At 58.0% G+C, this 14,643-nt stretch carries 19 protein-coding genes; 17 read left to right on the top strand and 2 right to left on the bottom strand.

The annotated features are described in order from the left end of the window. The first annotated feature begins 8 nt into the window (after nucleotides 1-8). From iscR to iscA, 8 genes are all read left to right on the top strand, one after another. Nucleotides 9-452: a Fe-S cluster assembly transcriptional regulator IscR gene (gene iscR, locus CGZ77_RS04430; protein ID WP_009425386.1), complete on the top strand. Its 444-nt coding sequence runs from the start codon at nucleotides 9-11 to the stop codon at nucleotides 450-452. Between the two features lie 32 nt (nucleotides 453-484). Beyond that, nucleotides 485-1,699 (top strand): IscS subfamily cysteine desulfurase, encoded by a 1,215-nt coding sequence (locus CGZ77_RS04425; protein ID WP_094030972.1) that lies wholly within the window; start codon nucleotides 485-487, stop codon nucleotides 1,697-1,699. Further along, nucleotides 1,684-1,980, top strand: a complete 297-nt coding sequence (locus tag CGZ77_RS04420; RefSeq protein WP_232304372.1) for a BrnT family toxin — start codon at nucleotides 1,684-1,686, stop codon at nucleotides 1,978-1,980. Before CGZ77_RS04425 ends, CGZ77_RS04420 begins: the two co-directional genes overlap by 16 nt. A 2-nt stretch (nucleotides 1,981-1,982) precedes the next feature. Further along, nucleotides 1,983-2,198 carry a hypothetical protein gene (locus CGZ77_RS04415; protein ID WP_009425383.1) on the top strand — a complete coding sequence of 72 codons (216 nt, stop codon included), beginning with the start codon at nucleotides 1,983-1,985 and terminating at the stop codon, nucleotides 2,196-2,198. A 40-nt stretch (nucleotides 2,199-2,238) separates the two neighbouring features. Further along, nucleotides 2,239-2,739 (top strand): copper resistance protein NlpE, encoded by a 501-nt coding sequence (locus CGZ77_RS04410; RefSeq protein WP_009425382.1) that lies wholly within the window; start codon nucleotides 2,239-2,241, stop codon nucleotides 2,737-2,739. Nucleotides 2,740-2,854: 115 nt separating this feature from the next. Next, nucleotides 2,855-3,247 carry a Fe-S cluster assembly scaffold IscU gene (gene iscU / locus CGZ77_RS04405; protein ID WP_036495573.1) on the top strand — a complete coding sequence of 131 codons (393 nt, stop codon included), beginning with the start codon at nucleotides 2,855-2,857 and terminating at the stop codon, nucleotides 3,245-3,247. 47 nt (nucleotides 3,248-3,294) lie between these two features. Continuing rightward, on the top strand, nucleotides 3,295-3,543 hold the full coding sequence (locus CGZ77_RS04400; protein WP_094030971.1) for a recombinase RecA: 249 nt from the start codon (nucleotides 3,295-3,297) through the stop codon (nucleotides 3,541-3,543). A gap of 40 nt (nucleotides 3,544-3,583) precedes the next feature. Continuing rightward, the gene (gene iscA / locus CGZ77_RS04395) at nucleotides 3,584-3,904 is read left to right on the top strand and encodes an iron-sulfur cluster assembly protein IscA (protein WP_009425379.1); all 321 of its coding nucleotides are present in this window, start codon (nucleotides 3,584-3,586) and stop codon (nucleotides 3,902-3,904) included. On the opposite strand, the gene arfA is transcribed toward iscA, so the two are convergent. After that, the gene (gene arfA, locus CGZ77_RS04390; RefSeq protein WP_094030970.1) at nucleotides 3,864-4,088 is read right to left on the bottom strand and encodes an alternative ribosome-rescue factor A; all 225 of its coding nucleotides are present in this window, start codon (nucleotides 4,086-4,088) and stop codon (nucleotides 3,864-3,866) included. The genes iscA and arfA overlap by 41 nt on opposite strands. Before the next feature lie 173 nt (nucleotides 4,089-4,261). On the opposite strand from arfA, the gene hscB reads away from it, so the two are divergent. The 9 genes from hscB to CGZ77_RS04350 all read left to right on the top strand — a co-directional run bounded on the left by hscB (nucleotide 4,262) and on the right by CGZ77_RS04350 (nucleotide 11,880). After that, nucleotides 4,262-4,759, top strand: a complete 498-nt coding sequence (hscB, locus tag CGZ77_RS04385) for a Fe-S protein assembly co-chaperone HscB (RefSeq protein ID WP_009425377.1) — start codon at nucleotides 4,262-4,264, stop codon at nucleotides 4,757-4,759. A gap of 62 nt (nucleotides 4,760-4,821) precedes the next feature. Beyond that, nucleotides 4,822-6,675: a Fe-S protein assembly chaperone HscA gene (gene hscA / locus CGZ77_RS04380; protein WP_094030969.1), complete on the top strand. Its 1,854-nt coding sequence runs from the start codon at nucleotides 4,822-4,824 to the stop codon at nucleotides 6,673-6,675. A gap of 77 nt (nucleotides 6,676-6,752) precedes the next feature. Further along, nucleotides 6,753-7,148 (top strand): TIGR02328 family protein, encoded by a 396-nt coding sequence (locus CGZ77_RS04375; RefSeq protein ID WP_094030968.1) that lies wholly within the window; start codon nucleotides 6,753-6,755, stop codon nucleotides 7,146-7,148. A 40-nt stretch (nucleotides 7,149-7,188) separates the two neighbouring features. Further along, on the top strand, nucleotides 7,189-7,530 hold the full coding sequence (gene fdx, locus CGZ77_RS04370; protein ID WP_094030967.1) for an ISC system 2Fe-2S type ferredoxin: 342 nt from the start codon (nucleotides 7,189-7,191) through the stop codon (nucleotides 7,528-7,530). Nucleotides 7,531-7,717: 187 nt separating this feature from the next. After that, nucleotides 7,718-7,915 carry a Fe-S cluster assembly protein IscX gene (gene iscX, locus CGZ77_RS04365; protein ID WP_036495570.1) on the top strand — a complete coding sequence of 66 codons (198 nt, stop codon included), beginning with the start codon at nucleotides 7,718-7,720 and terminating at the stop codon, nucleotides 7,913-7,915. Next, nucleotides 7,915-8,706, top strand: coding sequence for a polyamine aminopropyltransferase (locus CGZ77_RS04360; protein ID WP_009425372.1), 792 nt, complete (start codon nucleotides 7,915-7,917; stop codon nucleotides 8,704-8,706). Before iscX ends, CGZ77_RS04360 begins: the two co-directional genes overlap by 1 nt. A 17-nt stretch (nucleotides 8,707-8,723) precedes the next feature. Beyond that, nucleotides 8,724-8,885, top strand: a complete 162-nt coding sequence (locus tag CGZ77_RS12000) for a hypothetical protein (RefSeq protein ID WP_157058105.1) — start codon at nucleotides 8,724-8,726, stop codon at nucleotides 8,883-8,885. 276 nt (nucleotides 8,886-9,161) lie between these two features. Beyond that, on the top strand, nucleotides 9,162-10,187 hold the full coding sequence (locus tag CGZ77_RS04355) for a YeiH family protein (protein WP_009425369.1): 1,026 nt from the start codon (nucleotides 9,162-9,164) through the stop codon (nucleotides 10,185-10,187). Nucleotides 10,188-10,467: 280 nt separating this feature from the next. Beyond that, complete coding sequence (locus CGZ77_RS04350) at nucleotides 10,468-11,880, top strand: DASS family sodium-coupled anion symporter (RefSeq protein WP_369799214.1); 1,413 nt, start codon at nucleotides 10,468-10,470, stop codon at nucleotides 11,878-11,880. Nucleotides 11,881-12,191: 311 nt separating this feature from the next. Here CGZ77_RS04350 and CGZ77_RS04345 read toward each other — a convergent pair whose 3' ends face one another. After that, nucleotides 12,192-14,519: a TonB-dependent siderophore receptor gene (locus CGZ77_RS04345; protein ID WP_094030966.1), complete on the bottom strand. Its 2,328-nt coding sequence runs from the start codon at nucleotides 14,517-14,519 to the stop codon at nucleotides 12,192-12,194. Between the last annotated feature and the right edge of the window lie 124 nt (nucleotides 14,520-14,643).

The raw sequence follows: 14,643 nt of genomic DNA, 5'->3' as shown, positions 1-14,643 counted from the left end.
AAACCGCCATGCGACTGACTACCAAAGGACGCTTCGCCGTTACCGCCATGCTTGATTTGGCGATGCACGCGCAAAACGGCGCGGTCAAACTAAACGACATCAGCGAGCGCCAAAACATCTCGCTCTCTTATCTGGAACAACTTTTCGGCAAACTGCGCCGCGCCAGGCTGGTAGACAGCATACGCGGCCCCGGCGGCGGTTATGTACTGGCGGCAGACGCCGGCCAAATCAGCATCGCCCAAATCATCACTGCCGCAGAAGACAAGCTCGACGCCACGCAATGCAGCAGCAAAGCCAACTGCCACAACGGCACCCCCTGCCTGACCCACGATTTGTGGGAAAACCTGAACCGCACCATCAACCAATACTTAAGCAGCGTCACCCTGCAAAGCGTGCTCAGCCAAAAAGACCACCACTCCGGCAAAGTCATCAACCTCACCCATATAAACTGAACCCGACACACAAACATCAGAAAGACCACACCATGACCGTCAAAACCCCCGTTTACCTCGATTACGCCGCCACCACTCCGGTTGACAAACGCGTTGCCGAAAAAATGATTCCCTACCTCACCGAAACTTTCGGCAATCCCGCCTCCAACAGCCACAGCTTCGGCTGGGTGGCCGAAGAAGCTGTTGACCAAGCCCGCGCCAACATCGCCGCACTGATTAACGCCGACCCGAAAGAAATCGTCTTCACCAGCGGCGCAACCGAGTCCAACAACCTCGCCATCAAAGGCGCGGCGCATTTTTACAAAAGCAAAGGCAAACATTTAATCACCGTCAAAACCGAGCACAAGGCCGTACTCGACACCATGCGCGAACTCGAGCGTCAGGGCTACGACGTAACCTATCTTGATGTACAGGAAAACGGCCTGATCGACCTTGAAGTATTGAAAGCCGCCATCCGCGACGACACCATTTTGGTTTCCGTAATGTGGGTGAACAACGAAATCGGCGTGGTGCAAAACATTCCCGCCATCGGCGAAATCTGCCGCGAACGCAAAATCATTTTCCACGTTGACGCAGCCCAAGCCTGCGGCAAAGTACCCGTTGACGTAGAAGCCGCCAAAGTTGATCTGCTTTCCATGTCCGGCCACAAAGTGTACGGCCCCAAAGGTATCGGCGCATTGTATGTACGCCGTAAACCGCGCGTGCGCCTCGAAGCGCAAATGCATGGCGGCGGCCACGAGCGCGGCTTCCGCAGCGGCACATTGCCCACGCACCAAATCGTCGGCATGGGCGAAGCCTTCCGCATCGCCAAAGAAGAGCTTGAGCAAGACACCGCGCATTACCTGAAACTGCGCGACATCTTCCTCAAAGGCATCGAAGGCATCGAAGAAGTGTACATCAACGGCGACCTCGAACACCGTGCGCCCAACAATCTGAACGTGAGCTTCAACTTCGTCGAAGGTGAAAGCCTGATTATGGCCGTTAAAGAGCTGGCCGTATCCAGCGGCTCCGCCTGCACTTCCGCCAGCCTCGAACCCAGCTACGTACTCCGCGCACTCGGCCGCAACGACGAATTGGCACACTCATCACTGCGTATCACCTTCGGCCGCATGACCACCGAAGAAGAAGCCGCCTACGCCGCCGAGTTGATTAAGTCCAAAATCGGCAAACTGCGCGAGCTGTCGCCCCTGTGGGAAATGTTTAAAGAAGGCATCGATTTGAACTCGATCGAGTGGGCAGCGCATTGATGATTGAAGGGTTTGAATGGCATTCGGTAAAGGCTTCGCTTAATTTGGAAAAGCACGGTGTTTCATTTGAAGAGGCAGTTACAGTCTTTTGGGATGAAAACGCTTTGTTGATTGCCGATACCGAGCATTCTGACGACGAAGACCGCTTTGTTCTTTTAGGCATGAGCGAATCCTTGCGGGTTTTGGTGGTCGTACATTGTGAACGCGGAGATAATATCCGCATCATTTCCGCGCGTCGTGCCACCACCAATGAGAACAAACAGTATAGGAACAGGAGATAGTCATGCAGTCCGAATACGACTTCAGCCAAGCAGTCAAAAACCCCTACGCCAAGCAGTTGAAAAAAAACGTGCTCGTCAGCATTGATGAAACCGATATGGCCTATTTTCAAAATCTGGCGAAAGAAATGGGTGTGCCGTATCAAGTCCTGATTCATTCGTTTTTACACGAGTGTGCAGCCAAACATAAAAAGCCCGTTATCGAATGGCACGGCGAATGACTCAGGCCGTCTGAAACGCTCTTAACCCGATACAGTAAAAATGAAACCATTACTTTCTACCAAACTCTCCGCCCTTGCCGCCGTGCTGCTTTCGGCAGCCTGCGGCGGCCAGGCGGAAAACCATCAGCCCGATAACGCAGCCGCTTCCGTACCGACGCAAACCGCTTCAGCCGCAAGCAATGCGTCGGAAACATCGGCAGAAGCCGTTTCAGACGGCCACAATGCCGAAAACTCGCTCGACTGGCCGGGTATTTATCAAGGAGCGTTGCCCTGCGCCGATTGCAGCAAAAACCTCGTTACTTTGCAGCTCAATGACGATAAAACCTATATCCTGACCACCGATTCGCAAGGCGGCAAAGAGCCGCTGAAAACGGTAGAAAAAGGCAGCTTTACATGGGAGGGCGACGGCAGCATCGTGAAGCTAGACGAACACGCCGCTCAAGCACGTTTTTTCGTGGCCGAGGGCTATGTGCAAATGCTCGCGGCAGAGCAGAGCGGCTTTAAAGAAAACAGCCGATACAATTTGCAGAAACAGGAATAAGCCTTTCAGACGGCCTCTACCCACCTTCATGAGGCCGTCTGAAACCAACCGGATTGAAACCAAGCGAAACGACAACATATTGTCAACAAACGCAAATACACAAGGAAACCACATCATGGCATACAGCGACAAAGTAATTGACCATTACGAAAACCCCCGCAACGTCGGCACGTTCGACAAAGGCGACGACTCGGTCGGCACCGGCATGGTCGGCGCACCGGCCTGCGGCGACGTAATGCGTTTGCAGATTAAAGTGAACGATGAGGGCATCATCGAAGATGCCAAATTCAAAACCTACGGCTGTGGCTCGGCCATTGCCTCTTCCAGCCTGATTACCGAATGGGTCAAAGGCAAAAGTCTCGACGATGCTTTGGCGATTAAAAACAGCGACATCGCCGAAGAGTTGGAGCTGCCGCCCGTAAAAATCCACTGCTCGATTCTGGCCGAAGATGCGGTAAAAGCCGCTGTAGCCGACTACCGCAAGAAAAAAGAAGCGGTAACGGCCTAAGCCTTGGCCGACGACAGAGGCCGTCTGAAACCGAATCGGGAGCATTTATGCCTTTTACCGAAGCGCAAACCGTCTCGCTCTTGGCTGTGAAAGGCGTGGGCAAAACGGTATTGCAGCGTTTGCAGCAAATGGGTTTGGATGATGCGGAAAAACTCGCCGCCGCCGACCCCGCCGATATTTTGCAGCAGGGCGCGGCTTTAACCGGCTCGACCTGTTGGAAAAACGGCCCGCAGGCCAAAGCCGCCATCGCCGCCGCAGTCGCATGGGCTAAACAAACCGTTTCAGACGGCCTCTAAAACCCGAAAGGCCGTCTGAAAAACAAAGCAAAGGAAAAACATGATTACCATCACAGAAAACGCCGCCAAATACATCAACAGCTACCTGACCAAACGCGGCAAAGGCATCGGCGTGCGCTTGGGCGTAAAAACCAGCGGCTGCTCGGGTATGGCCTACAACCTCGAATTTGTCGACGAGCCCGCCGCCGAAGACATGGTATTTGAAGAGCACGGCGCCAAAGTGTTCATCGACCCCAAAAGTCTGGTTTATCTCGACGGCACGCAGGTGGATTACACCAAAGAAGGCTTGCAGGAAGGTTTCAAATTTGAAAACCCGAATGTCAAAGAATCATGCGGCTGTGGCGAGAGTTTCCACGTTTGAGACGCGCAAAAAAGACGGGACAGTTTTCAAAACCGTCCCGCCATTTTTTAGCAGACTGCCTGTGGTAGCTGCCTTTGCCTTTTTTCTTCCGCTCCGTTTTGTGGCGGAACAAATTGGATTTCACCAGGGCTTTTAAGGCATTGTCGCGGATTTTGCCTTTATTGTGCTGCACTTTCGCACTCATTTGATTTTCCTTTTGTTTTACGGACGGCGGATTATATACAAGGCTGTCTGAAACGGCAAAAATAGTGAAACAAAATAGGAAAGATACAAGGCAGCAAGCCGCAGACAGCATGAGTAATACGGCAAGGCACAGCAACGCCGTAGATTTTCTATTTTGTTTCACTATATATTTTTATGAACCAATACTTTACATTGTTCAATCTACCCGCAGGCTTTACGCTTGACGAAGATACGCTGGAAAGCCGCTACCGCACGCTGGCCGCGCGTTTCCACCCCGATCGTTTTGCCGCCGCATCCGCGTTTGAACAGAAGCAGGCCGTGATGATGTCGGCCACCGTCAACGAAGCCTACCGCACGCTGAAAAGCCCCATCGATCGCGCCGCCTACCTGCTCAAAGAGCAGGGCATCGACGCCGACGCGCCCGAACATACTTCGTTTGCGCCCGAATTTCTGATGCAGCAGATGGAATGGCGCGAAACGCTGATGGAAGCACAGATGGAAAACGAAGCCGCCGCGCTGAAAAATCTGGAAAACGAGATCGCCGCCGAAGCAGAAAAACTGTTTGCCGAACTGCATCAGGCATTTGCCGACAAGCGGCACGACGAGGCGGCGCAGCTAGTGCGGCAGGGACGTTTTTTCGACAAACTGCTGCGCGAAATCCGCCAAGCCTGACAGGCCGTCTGAAACCTGAAACGTCTCCTTCCAACCCGAACACACAAACTTCCCAAAACACCATGGCTCTTTTGCAAATCGCCGAACCCGGCATGTCTGCCGCCCCACACCAACACCGTCTCGCCGTCGGTATCGACTTGGGTACCACCAACAGCCTCGTTGCCACCGTTAAAAGCGGCAGCGCCACCTGCCTGCCCGACGAACAAGGCCACGCCGCGTTGCCTTCGGTCGTACGCTATCTTTCAGACGGCATCACCGTCGGCCATGAAGCCCTCGCCGCGCAAAAAACCGACCCGCAAAACACAATCAGCTCGGCCAAACGCCTTATCGGCCGCAAACTCGAAGACATCGACGCCGCCTCGCTGCCATATCGGTTTGACGAGAGCGAGCGAATCATCGGTCTGGCCACGCGCCAGGGCGTGAAAAACCCCATCGACGTATCCGCCGAAATCCTCAAAACCCTCAAAACCCGCGCCGAAGAAAGCCTCGGCGGCGCGCTGGTCGGCGCGGTGATTACCGTACCCGCCTATTTCGACGACGCGCAACGCCAAGCCACCAAAGACGCGGCGCGTCTGGCCGGCATCAATGTGTTACGCCTGCTCAACGAGCCGACCGCCGCCGCCATCGCCTACGGCCTCGACAACGGCTCGGAAGGCACGTTTGTGGTGTACGACCTCGGCGGCGGTACGTTCGACGTGTCCGTACTCGAATTGAGCAAGGGCTTGTTTCAAGTCAAATCTACCAACGGCGACAGCGCCTTGGGCGGCGACGATTTCGACCAACGCCTGTTCTGCCACCTGCTCGAACAACACGGCCTGTCGCAATTATCCGACCAAGACAGCCGGCTCCTGCTCTCGCTCGCCCGCCGCGCCAAAGAAGAGTTGACCGCACACGAGCAAACCCTTATCGAAACCGCGCTTTCAGACGGCCGCCAAATCCGCGCCACCGTTACCCGCCAAGAATTTCAAGAGTTAACGCGCCATCTGGTGCAAAAAACCATCGAACCGGTGAAGCAGGCGCTCAAAGACGCGGGCGTATCCAAAGCCGACATCAAAGGCGTGATTATGGTAGGCGGCTCGACCCGTATGCCGCATATCCAACAGGCCGTAGCCACATTCTTCGGCCAAACGCCGCTCAACAACCTCAACCCCGACCAAGTCGTCGCGCTGGGCGCGGCCATGCAGGCCGACGTGCTCGCGGGCAACAAAACTGCCGGCGAATGGCTGCTGCTCGACGTGATTCCCCTATCGCTCGGCCTTGAAACCTACGGCGGCCTTGCCGAAAAAATCATTCCGCGCAATTCCACCATCCCCACCGCCCGCGCCCAAGATTTCACCACCTTTAAAGACGGCCAAACCGCCATGACCGTGCACGTCGTACAGGGCGAGCGCGAACTGGTGTCCGACTGCCGCAGCCTCGCCAAATTCACCCTGCGCGGCATTCCGCCGATGGCCGCCGGCGCGGCGCGTATCCGCGTTACCTTCCAAGTCGATGCAGACGGCCTGTTGTCGGTATCCGCGCAGGAGCAGTCCACCGGCGTGCAGGCGCAAATCGAAGTCAAACCCTCTTACGGCCTCGACGACGACACCATCACGCAGATGCTCAAAGACAGCATGGCCAACGCCGCTGAAGACATGGCCGCCCGCGCCCGCGCCGAAGCCGCCGTCGAAGCCGAAGGGCTGCTCGGTGCCGTAGCCGCCGCGCTGGAACTCGATGCCGACCTGCTCGACGAAGCCGAGCTTGCCGCCATCCAAAGCAGCATCGCCGCGCTCGAAGGCCGTCTGAACAGCGGCAGCGCCGAAGAAATCCGCGCCGCCGTGTCCGACTTGGGCAACGCCACAGACAACTTCGCTGCCAAACGCATGAACCGCAATATCCAACGCGCCCTCACCGGCCAAAGCGTGGACGATATTTAATATTTAAACGGACAACGGTTTCAGACGGCCTGTTGAAACATTGGCACACCAAAGGCCGTCTGAAAAGGTAAAACAATATGCGCCTCTGGCACGAAGCCCTCATTCCCCACCTGCCCCGCGCCCAGCTTTTGGGACAGCACCGCGAATGCGCCGCCCTACGCGGCGCGGGCTGGGGCAGGCCGCACGCGACGGTGAATTATGTGTTCCGCCATCCGCGTTATCTGCTCTACCGCTACCACCTGCTTATCATGCAGGAAATGCAAAAACGCGGCTACCGCCCCAACGCACAATGGCTCGCGTCCGAATATCGCGGCAAAAGCCTGCCGGCCGAGCAGATGGAAACCGTTGAAACCCAAAGCAGCCCCGTTTACCCCGAACACGACGACGCCTATTTGGCCGAATGCCTGCAAAACCTAAAAAACAAAGGCATCGAAATCGACATAAACCATACAGACGGCACACAGGCCGTCTGAAACGGCAAAACCCAAACCACTTTCATAAAGAGAAAAAACAATGCCCAAAATCACCGTACTCCCACACGCCACACTCTGCCCCGAAGGTGCGGTCATCGAAGACGCACCCGAGGGCAAAACCGTACTCGACGTATTGCTCGATCACGACATCGAAGTCGATCACGCCTGTGAAAAATCCTGCGCCTGCACCACCTGCCACGTCATCATCCGCCAAGGTTTCGACAGCATGGAAGAGCCGACCGAGCTTGAAGAAGACCTGCTCGACCAGGCTTGGGGCTTGGAAGCCGACTCGCGCCTGAGTTGTCAGGCCGTGGTGGCCGACGAAGATTTGGTGGTCGAAATCCCCAAATACACCATCAACCACGCCCGCGAAGACCATTAAAACCAAGGTCGTCTGAATACATTGGCAGGGTATGCCGCTTTGCGACACACGCGGTTGCAGATGTCCGCAAACCACTACGCGGGTCGGACTCTCAAATTTGGCAACTCCAAACCATGCAAAGCCCCAACGCCCGCCCGCACCTTTCAGACGGCCTCTTCACGAAAAACAACACATAAGGAAACCGATGATGAAATGGACCGACACCCAACGCATCGCCGAAGAGCTTTACGATTTGCACGGCGAAAGCATCGACCCCAAAACCCTGCGCTTCACCCAGTTGCGCGACATGATTCTCGCCCTGCCCGAGTTTGACGACGACCCTGCCCGCTGCGGCGAGCGCATCCTCGAAGCCGTGCAGCAGGCTTGGATTGAAGAAGCCGAATAATGCCGCCCCGCCATCCCTACCGCCGCCTGCGCCCCGCCCGCGACGCCCTGCCCGAAGTCGGCATCTCCGAAGAAAACGGCATCCGCTCCCTGCATCTGGGCAGCAGCACCATCCAAAGCTCGATGAGCCTCGACAAGCCCGCCGAACTCGTCCTCTCGTACAGCCGCGCCATGATGGCCTGGCTGCTCTTTGCCGACCCGCCCGCCCACATCACGCAAATCGGCCTCGGCGGCGGCTCGTTCGCCCGCTGGATAGACGCGTACCTGCCCGACACGCGGCAAACCGCCGTCGACATCAATCCCCAGGTTATCGCCGTCGCCCGCAGCCTGTTCGAACTGCCGTTTGAAGGACAGAACTTCGAAATCGTCGAAGCCGACGGCGCGCAATATGTCAAAACCCTGCTCGGCGGCACCGACATCCTGCTGGTCGACGGCTTCGACGGCGAACAAATCATCGACAGCCTCGTCACCGCCGAATTTTTCCAAGACTGCCGCCGCGCCCTCTCTTCAGACGGCATCTTCGTCACCAACTGGTGGAGCGGCGACCGCCGCTTCCCGCATTTCGTGCAAACCCTGTCTAACTGCTTCGACGGACGCGTTTTGCACATCCCCGCCGAAAGCCACGGCAACATCGCCGTTGCCGCCTTCAAACAAAGCCCGCGCGAGATGCGTTTCGACGCCCTGAAAAAACGCGCCGGCCGACTCGCGCAGCAATACGGCCTCGACTTCCCCGCCCTCCTCGCCGCCGCCAAAGCCGCCAATCCCCACAACGGCAAATCGCTGCTGCTGTAAACGGCGTTTTCCGTTTTTTGTTTTCAGACGGCCGCAAAGGCCGTCTGAAAACCTATTCGGATGCGGCAAAACACACCGTCTACGCCAAAAACCTACAAGATATTTCCGCGCCCGACAGGCTGGAACAAAAACACAAAACCGCCCGGGTCAACCTGCCGAAAAAATTCAAGCGCAACTGAATATCCGACATATCCGGCCGTCTGAAAACAAGGTTTCAAAGAAATGAAAACGGCAAAGGGCTTCTGCACAACAGAAGTCCTTTGCCGTTTTTCAGACGGCCTCTTCCCTCTTCTCCTCACGCCCTCCCCTGCCGTCATAAAGTAAATCGGTGTTAAGATAGCCCGCCGTGCGAAGCCGCACCCTGCGGTTTTGGCCACTCCCACCTGCTCGGGAATGACGTTTCTGAAAGCGCAGTTTCAACGAAGTGAAAAAACAAAACAACAAAGGAGAAAACCATGTCCCCCCAAAAAATCCACACACTGATTCCCTTTGCGGCGGTGGCCGTGCTGTGCATGGCCGCCGCTTCGCTGCCGTTTTTCCGCGAGTCGGGCGTCAGCCCGCTGACGCTCGCCATCGTGCTGGGCATGGCGGCGGGCAACAGCCCGCTTAACCGCCACACGGCGGCTTTGGGCGATGCCGTGCTGTTTGCCAAGGGCACGCTGCTGCGGCTGGGCATCGTGTTTTACGGTTTCCGCATCACCGTGCCGCAGCTGCTTTACGCGGGCTGGCCGGCGCTTTTGGCGGATGTGTGCGTTGTGGCGGGCACGTTTGTGCTGGCGCTGTATCTGGGCAGACGGCTGCGGCTGGATGCCGACACGGCGGCGCTGGTGGGCGCGGGCAGCGCGATTTGCGGCGCGGCGGCTGTGCTGGCGGCGCAGCCGGTGTTGAAGGCGAAAGAGGCGGCCGTGGGCGTGGCGGTGGCGACGGTGGTGGTGTTCGGCACGCTGGCGATGTTTGTTTATCCCCTGATGGCGGCGGCGCTGCTGCCGCACGATGCGCCCGCTGCCGCGTGGTTTGGCTGGGGCATCTACACGGGCGCGACGGTGCACGAAGTGGCGCAGGTGGCGGCGGCAGGCGCGGCGGCGAACCCGGTAACGGCCGACGTGGCGGTGATTACCAAAATGATCCGCGTGCTGCTGCTCGCGCCCTTTTTGCTGCTGCTGCCGCGCCTGATGCGGCATTTTAACGGCGGCGCGGATGCGGGCGGCGGCGGCGCGTCCGTGCCGTGGTTTGCCCTCGGTTTTCTCGCGGCGGCGGTGTTCAACAGCTTCATACCGCTGCCCGCAGCGCTGCACGGCGGCATTTTGCAGGCCGACACTTTTCTGCTGACGGTGGCGATGTGCGCCCTCGGTTTCAGCACGCGCTGGCAGAGCGTGCGTCAGGCGGGGATGCGCCCTCTGCTGCTGGCCGCCCTTTTGGCGCTCTGGCTGCTGATCGGCGGCGGCGCGCTCTCCTACGCGGCCTGCCGCCTGTTTGCCTGATGCGGGCAAACAGGCCGTCTGAAAAGGCCGTCTGAAACCCGAAACAGGGCTTTCAGACGGCCTTTTGCCTTGCCACCGCCAAACACGCAGCCCCCGCTTTTCAGACGGCCTTGTGTCTGCCGCCCTGCCCTTGTGCCGCCCGCAAAGCCGTTCCGCAGCCTTTTTCAGACGGCCTCCCGCCGTTCGCGCAATCCTTTTGCGCAGCCGTGTAAACTTATGTTATCTTATGCGGCAGGCGGGTAAACCGCCGCAAGAAAAATCCAACCCGGGAGAGATTTCCATGACCGACAAACCGAAAAGCGAACAGCAGCCGGAAAACGTCGAGTTATTGAGCGCGCAGGCGCCGATAACCGATTTTCGCGGGCTGGTGATCGCCATCGTTGCCGCGCTTATCAGTGCGGTGCTCTACCAAATCCTGCCCTACGACAGCGATGTCAATAAGGGGCTGACCATTTTGGCCTTCGTGGCGATTATGTGGTTTACCGAAGCGGTGCACATTACCGTGACCGCGCTGATCGTGCCGCTGTTTGCCATTCTGTTCAAAATCCCCGATATGGACACCAAGGCCGCGCTGGCGGGCTTTGCCGATCCGATTATCTATGTGTTTTTCGGCGGCTTTGCGCTGGCGACGGCGCTGCATATGCAGAAGCTCGACCGCAAAATCGCCGTGTGGCTGATTTCGCTCTCGCGCGGCAATACTTTTGTCGCCGTGCACCTGCTGTTTGCCGTTACCGCCTTTTTGTCGATGTGGATCAGCAACACGGCCACGGCGGCGATGATGCTGCCGCTGGCAATGGGGCTGATGAGCCATCTGGACAAGGAAAAAGACCGCAACACCTTTGTCTTCGTGCTTTTGGGCATCGCCTACTGCGCCAGCATCGGCGGCCTGGGCACGGTGGTCGGTTCGCCGCCCAACGCGATTGCCGCCAAAGCGCTGAATTTGGATTTTGCCGGCTGGATGAAGTTCGGCCTGCCGATGATGCTGGCGCTTTTGCCGCTGATGCTGTTTTCGCTGTTTATCGTGCTCAAGCCCAATTTGTCGGCCAAAGTAGAGGTGGAGCACGAAGACATCCCGTGGACGCTGCACCGTGTGATTGCCATGCTGATTTTCCTGGCTGCCGCCGTGGCGTGGATCTTCGGCGACACGCTGAAAAAAGAGCTGGGCATTTCCAGCCCCGACTCTTTCGTCGCCCTCACCGCCGCCGTAGCCGTGGTGATTTTCGGCGTGGTACGCTGGCGCGAAGTGGCGCGCAATACCGACTGGGGCGTGCTGCTGCTCTTTGGCGGCGGCATCACCCTGAGCACGCTGCTGCAAAAATCGGGCGCCTCCGCCGCGCTGGGGCAGGAAATGGCGAGCACCTTCGTGCTGGCGCATCCCTTTATCGTGATCCTCGCCGTGTCCGCCTTCATCATCTTCCTCACCGAATTCACCAGCAACACCGCCTCCGCCGCCCTGCTCGTGCCGGTGTTCGCCAGCGTGGCCGAACAGATGGGTATGCCCAAGGAAGTGATGGTGCTCATCATCGGCATCGGTGCCTCCTGTGCCTTTATGCTGCCCGTAGCCACGCCGCCGAATGCGATTGTGTTCGGTACCGGCATCGTCACCCAGCGCGATATGCTCAAAGTGGGCATGGTGCTCAATATCCTCAGCATCGCGCTGGTAGCGGCGTGGGCGTATTTCTTTTTGATGTAAACGCCGTTGCTTAGTTTGTCAGAGGCCGTCTGAAACCGTTTTAAGGTTTTCAGACGGCCTTTTGCTTTCCGCGCCGCCGTTGGAATAATTCAGAAAAGAGGCCGTCTGAAAGCAAAAAACGGGCTTTCAGACGGCATTTATGATGGTTCGGGCAGACCGTCTGAAAGTATCCGCCCATTGCCGAAAGGCCGTCTGAAAGGTTTTTCAGACGGCCTGCGGATCAGTATGGGGAATGCGGTCTGAAACCGTCCGTTTGTTTGCAAAAGGCAGCCTGAAAAGGCTTTCAGGCTGCCTTGCCGATTGTAGGCGGCTTAAAACTGCCAATTGACTTTGAAGGTCAGCGTGCGCGGGGTACCGTAGAAGTTGTAGCCGCCGTTGCTGCGGTTGGCGTTGTTTTCAAAGTAATGCTTGTCAAACAGGTTGTTGCCGATGAGGCTGAGGCGGATGTTGGGGGTGGGCCGGTATTGGATGTCGGCGTTCCACAGGGTGTAGCCGCCCTGGCGCAGGTGGGGCTGGTCGTAGTAGTCGGAGGTGCGGCTCTGGCTGCTGAGGCCGCCGCCTATGCTCCATTTGGCCGCCGCGCCGGGCAGGCGGTAGCGGGTGTAGAGGCGGAAGATGTGGCGCGGGGTGTGGCGGCTGTAATTCGCGCCGGCTTCGCCTTCGTCGCCGGTGTTGCGGTGTTTGCTGGCGTTGAGGGTGTAGCCGGCAAACAGCTGCCAGTTGTCGGTGAGGTGGCCGGAGATTTCGGCGTCCATGCCCCGGCTGACGACGCGGCCGCTGTTGTTGTACACGGCGATGCCGTCGTCGTCGTGCGAGAAGACGGCGCGGTTTTTCTGGTCTATCCAAAAGAGGGCGACGGCAGTGTTGAGGCGGTTTTGCCGCAGGGCGGTTTTCCAGCCGATTTCATAGTTGGTGCCGGTTACGGGCGGCAGGTAGTTGCCGCCTGCGCCGCGTTTGTCAAGCTGGGGTTTGAAGATGGAAGTGTAGCTGGCATACAGGCTTTGCTGAGGGGTGATGTCCCAGGTGATGCCCAAATAGGGAACGAAACGGCTGCGTTTGCTGTCTTGGGCGAGGTCTTCAAGGTATTTGGGTTGGTCGGACCGTAGGATGTTGTAGGCATCAAGACGGTAGCTCCAGCGGGTATAGCGGCCACCCGCAAGAATGTGCAGCTTGTCGGTGGGGTTGAAGCGGATGCCTGCGCTGACGGCGTGCGAGACGGTTTTTTCTTCCTGGCGGCGGTGGATGGGGTTGTAGCGGTAGTCCAGTTCGGCGAGTTTGTCCCATTGAGGACGGGGAATCAGTGCGCCGTTAAACGGTTTGAGCGGAAAATCGCGGCTGAGCATGGGATCACACCAGCGCGGCCAGCCCATGCCGGCGCAGAATTGGTTGTTCGGATCATTGGGATCGAGCCACAAATCCCAGTGCTGCATGGTTTCGGATTCGGTGCGGCGGCGGTTGTAGCTGTAGGTGGCGAACACGTCGTGGCTGCGGCCGAGTGCTTGGAAACGGCCGGTAAGAATGTTTTGGAAGACGAGCTGTTTAGCATCGTTGTCGGAGCGGCGGCTGCCACTGGTGAAGATGGTGCCGTTGCTGTTCTGCCAGACTTGGGTACTGTTGAGTGCGGAGTATTCGCGGAAAGCGCGGTCGCGGCGGTAGTCGAGGGTGCTGGTAAGCCGCCAGTTGTCGTTAAACTGGTGGCGCAGTTCGGTGAAAAAGTTGAGTTTGCTAAAACGGCTGTCGTTCCAATATGCACCGGAGTAGCTGTTGCGCGGCAGATCCAGCGGGTGATCGACGCTGCCGCGCGGCAGGCCGAACACGTCGGGCACGGCATCGCGGTGCTGGTGCATCGCGCCGGCGGTGAGAATGGTATTGTCGCCGAGATCGAAATCCATCACGCCGTAAAGCAGACGCTGGCGGCTGTTGACGCGCTCGGTGAACGACCCGGATTTTTCGCCGGCGGCAACAAAACGGCCGCGGATGCTGCCGCTGCCGTTCAGGCTGCCTGAAGCGTCAATGTCGGCGCGGTAGGCATCATAGCGGCCGAAGCTGATGTTGCCGCCGAATGTGCGCTCGGCGGTGGGGCGTTTGCGCACGGCGTTGACGGTGCCGCCGGGTTCGCCGTCGGCCTGGGTGAGACCGGTTGCGCCGCGCACGACTTCAATGTGGTCGTACAGGGCAAGGTCGGTAAGGCTTTCGGCGTTGTGGATGGTGTCGCCGACAAAGCCGGAAATGGAAGAAGAAATGCCGTCTTCTTCGATTTGGTCGATATAAAAACCGCGCGATTGGAAACGGGCGCGGTCGGAATCGCGCAGTACGGTTACGCCGGTGGTGGTGCGTAGTGCGTCTTCGAGATTGCTGATGCCGCGGCCGTCGAGCTGGGTTTTGGTAATCACGCTGACCGACTGTGGGGTTTCTTTGGGCGAAAGCGCAAGGCCGGTGGTGGTGCGCATGGCGGAGGTGGTGAAGGAATCGCGGTTTTCGGTTCGGGTGGAACGGTTGCGTCCTTGTACGCGTACGGTTTCGAGCTGCCCGCCGGATACGGCACTCTCCTGCGCGCCGCCTTCCTGCGTTTCGGCAGCAGACACGGGAAAGGCCGCCAGCAAAGAGGCGGCCGAACAAAAAAGAATTTTGGCGTTCATGGGTTTGCGTTATGTTGTGTAAATCAGGGTAAGGAATGATACAGAAAGCGCCAAGACGGCTTTATCGGCACAACGGCATAAGCAAAAAGTATAGTGCCGCGGCCAAGCGCAGAGGCCGTCTGAA

The sequence above is a fragment of the Neisseria sp. KEM232 genome (assembly GCF_002237445.1).
Classification (GTDB): Bacteria; Pseudomonadota; Gammaproteobacteria; order Burkholderiales; family Neisseriaceae; genus Neisseria.
This window is presented reverse-complemented; position numbering and strand designations above follow the sequence as displayed.

What these genes read in the sequence shown, in the direction of transcription:
- iscR (WP_009425386.1), top strand. Translation starts at nt 9, where the DNA reads ATGCGACTGACTACCAAAGGACGCTTCGCCGTTACCGCCATGCTTGAT.
- CGZ77_RS04425 (WP_094030972.1), top strand. Translation starts at nt 485, where the DNA reads ATGACCGTCAAAACCCCCGTTTACCTCGATTACGCCGCCACCACTCCG.
- CGZ77_RS04415 (WP_009425383.1), top strand. Translation starts at nt 1,983, where the DNA reads ATGCAGTCCGAATACGACTTCAGCCAAGCAGTCAAAAACCCCTACGCC.
- CGZ77_RS04410 (WP_009425382.1), top strand. Translation starts at nt 2,239, where the DNA reads ATGAAACCATTACTTTCTACCAAACTCTCCGCCCTTGCCGCCGTGCTG.
- iscU (WP_036495573.1), top strand. Translation starts at nt 2,855, where the DNA reads ATGGCATACAGCGACAAAGTAATTGACCATTACGAAAACCCCCGCAAC.
- CGZ77_RS04400 (WP_094030971.1), top strand. Translation starts at nt 3,295, where the DNA reads ATGCCTTTTACCGAAGCGCAAACCGTCTCGCTCTTGGCTGTGAAAGGC.
- iscA (WP_009425379.1), top strand. Translation starts at nt 3,584, where the DNA reads ATGATTACCATCACAGAAAACGCCGCCAAATACATCAACAGCTACCTG.
- arfA (WP_094030970.1), bottom strand. Translation starts at nt 4,088, where the DNA reads ATGAGTGCGAAAGTGCAGCACAATAAAGGCAAAATCCGCGACAATGCC.
- hscB (WP_009425377.1), top strand. Translation starts at nt 4,262, where the DNA reads ATGAACCAATACTTTACATTGTTCAATCTACCCGCAGGCTTTACGCTT.
- hscA (WP_094030969.1), top strand. Translation starts at nt 4,822, where the DNA reads ATGGCTCTTTTGCAAATCGCCGAACCCGGCATGTCTGCCGCCCCACAC.
- CGZ77_RS04375 (WP_094030968.1), top strand. Translation starts at nt 6,753, where the DNA reads ATGCGCCTCTGGCACGAAGCCCTCATTCCCCACCTGCCCCGCGCCCAG.
- fdx (WP_094030967.1), top strand. Translation starts at nt 7,189, where the DNA reads ATGCCCAAAATCACCGTACTCCCACACGCCACACTCTGCCCCGAAGGT.
- iscX (WP_036495570.1), top strand. Translation starts at nt 7,718, where the DNA reads ATGAAATGGACCGACACCCAACGCATCGCCGAAGAGCTTTACGATTTG.
- CGZ77_RS04360 (WP_009425372.1), top strand. Translation starts at nt 7,915, where the DNA reads ATGCCGCCCCGCCATCCCTACCGCCGCCTGCGCCCCGCCCGCGACGCC.
- CGZ77_RS04355 (WP_009425369.1), top strand. Translation starts at nt 9,162, where the DNA reads ATGTCCCCCCAAAAAATCCACACACTGATTCCCTTTGCGGCGGTGGCC.
- CGZ77_RS04350 (WP_369799214.1), top strand. Translation starts at nt 10,468, where the DNA reads ATGACCGACAAACCGAAAAGCGAACAGCAGCCGGAAAACGTCGAGTTA.
- CGZ77_RS04345 (WP_094030966.1), bottom strand. Translation starts at nt 14,519, where the DNA reads ATGAACGCCAAAATTCTTTTTTGTTCGGCCGCCTCTTTGCTGGCGGCC.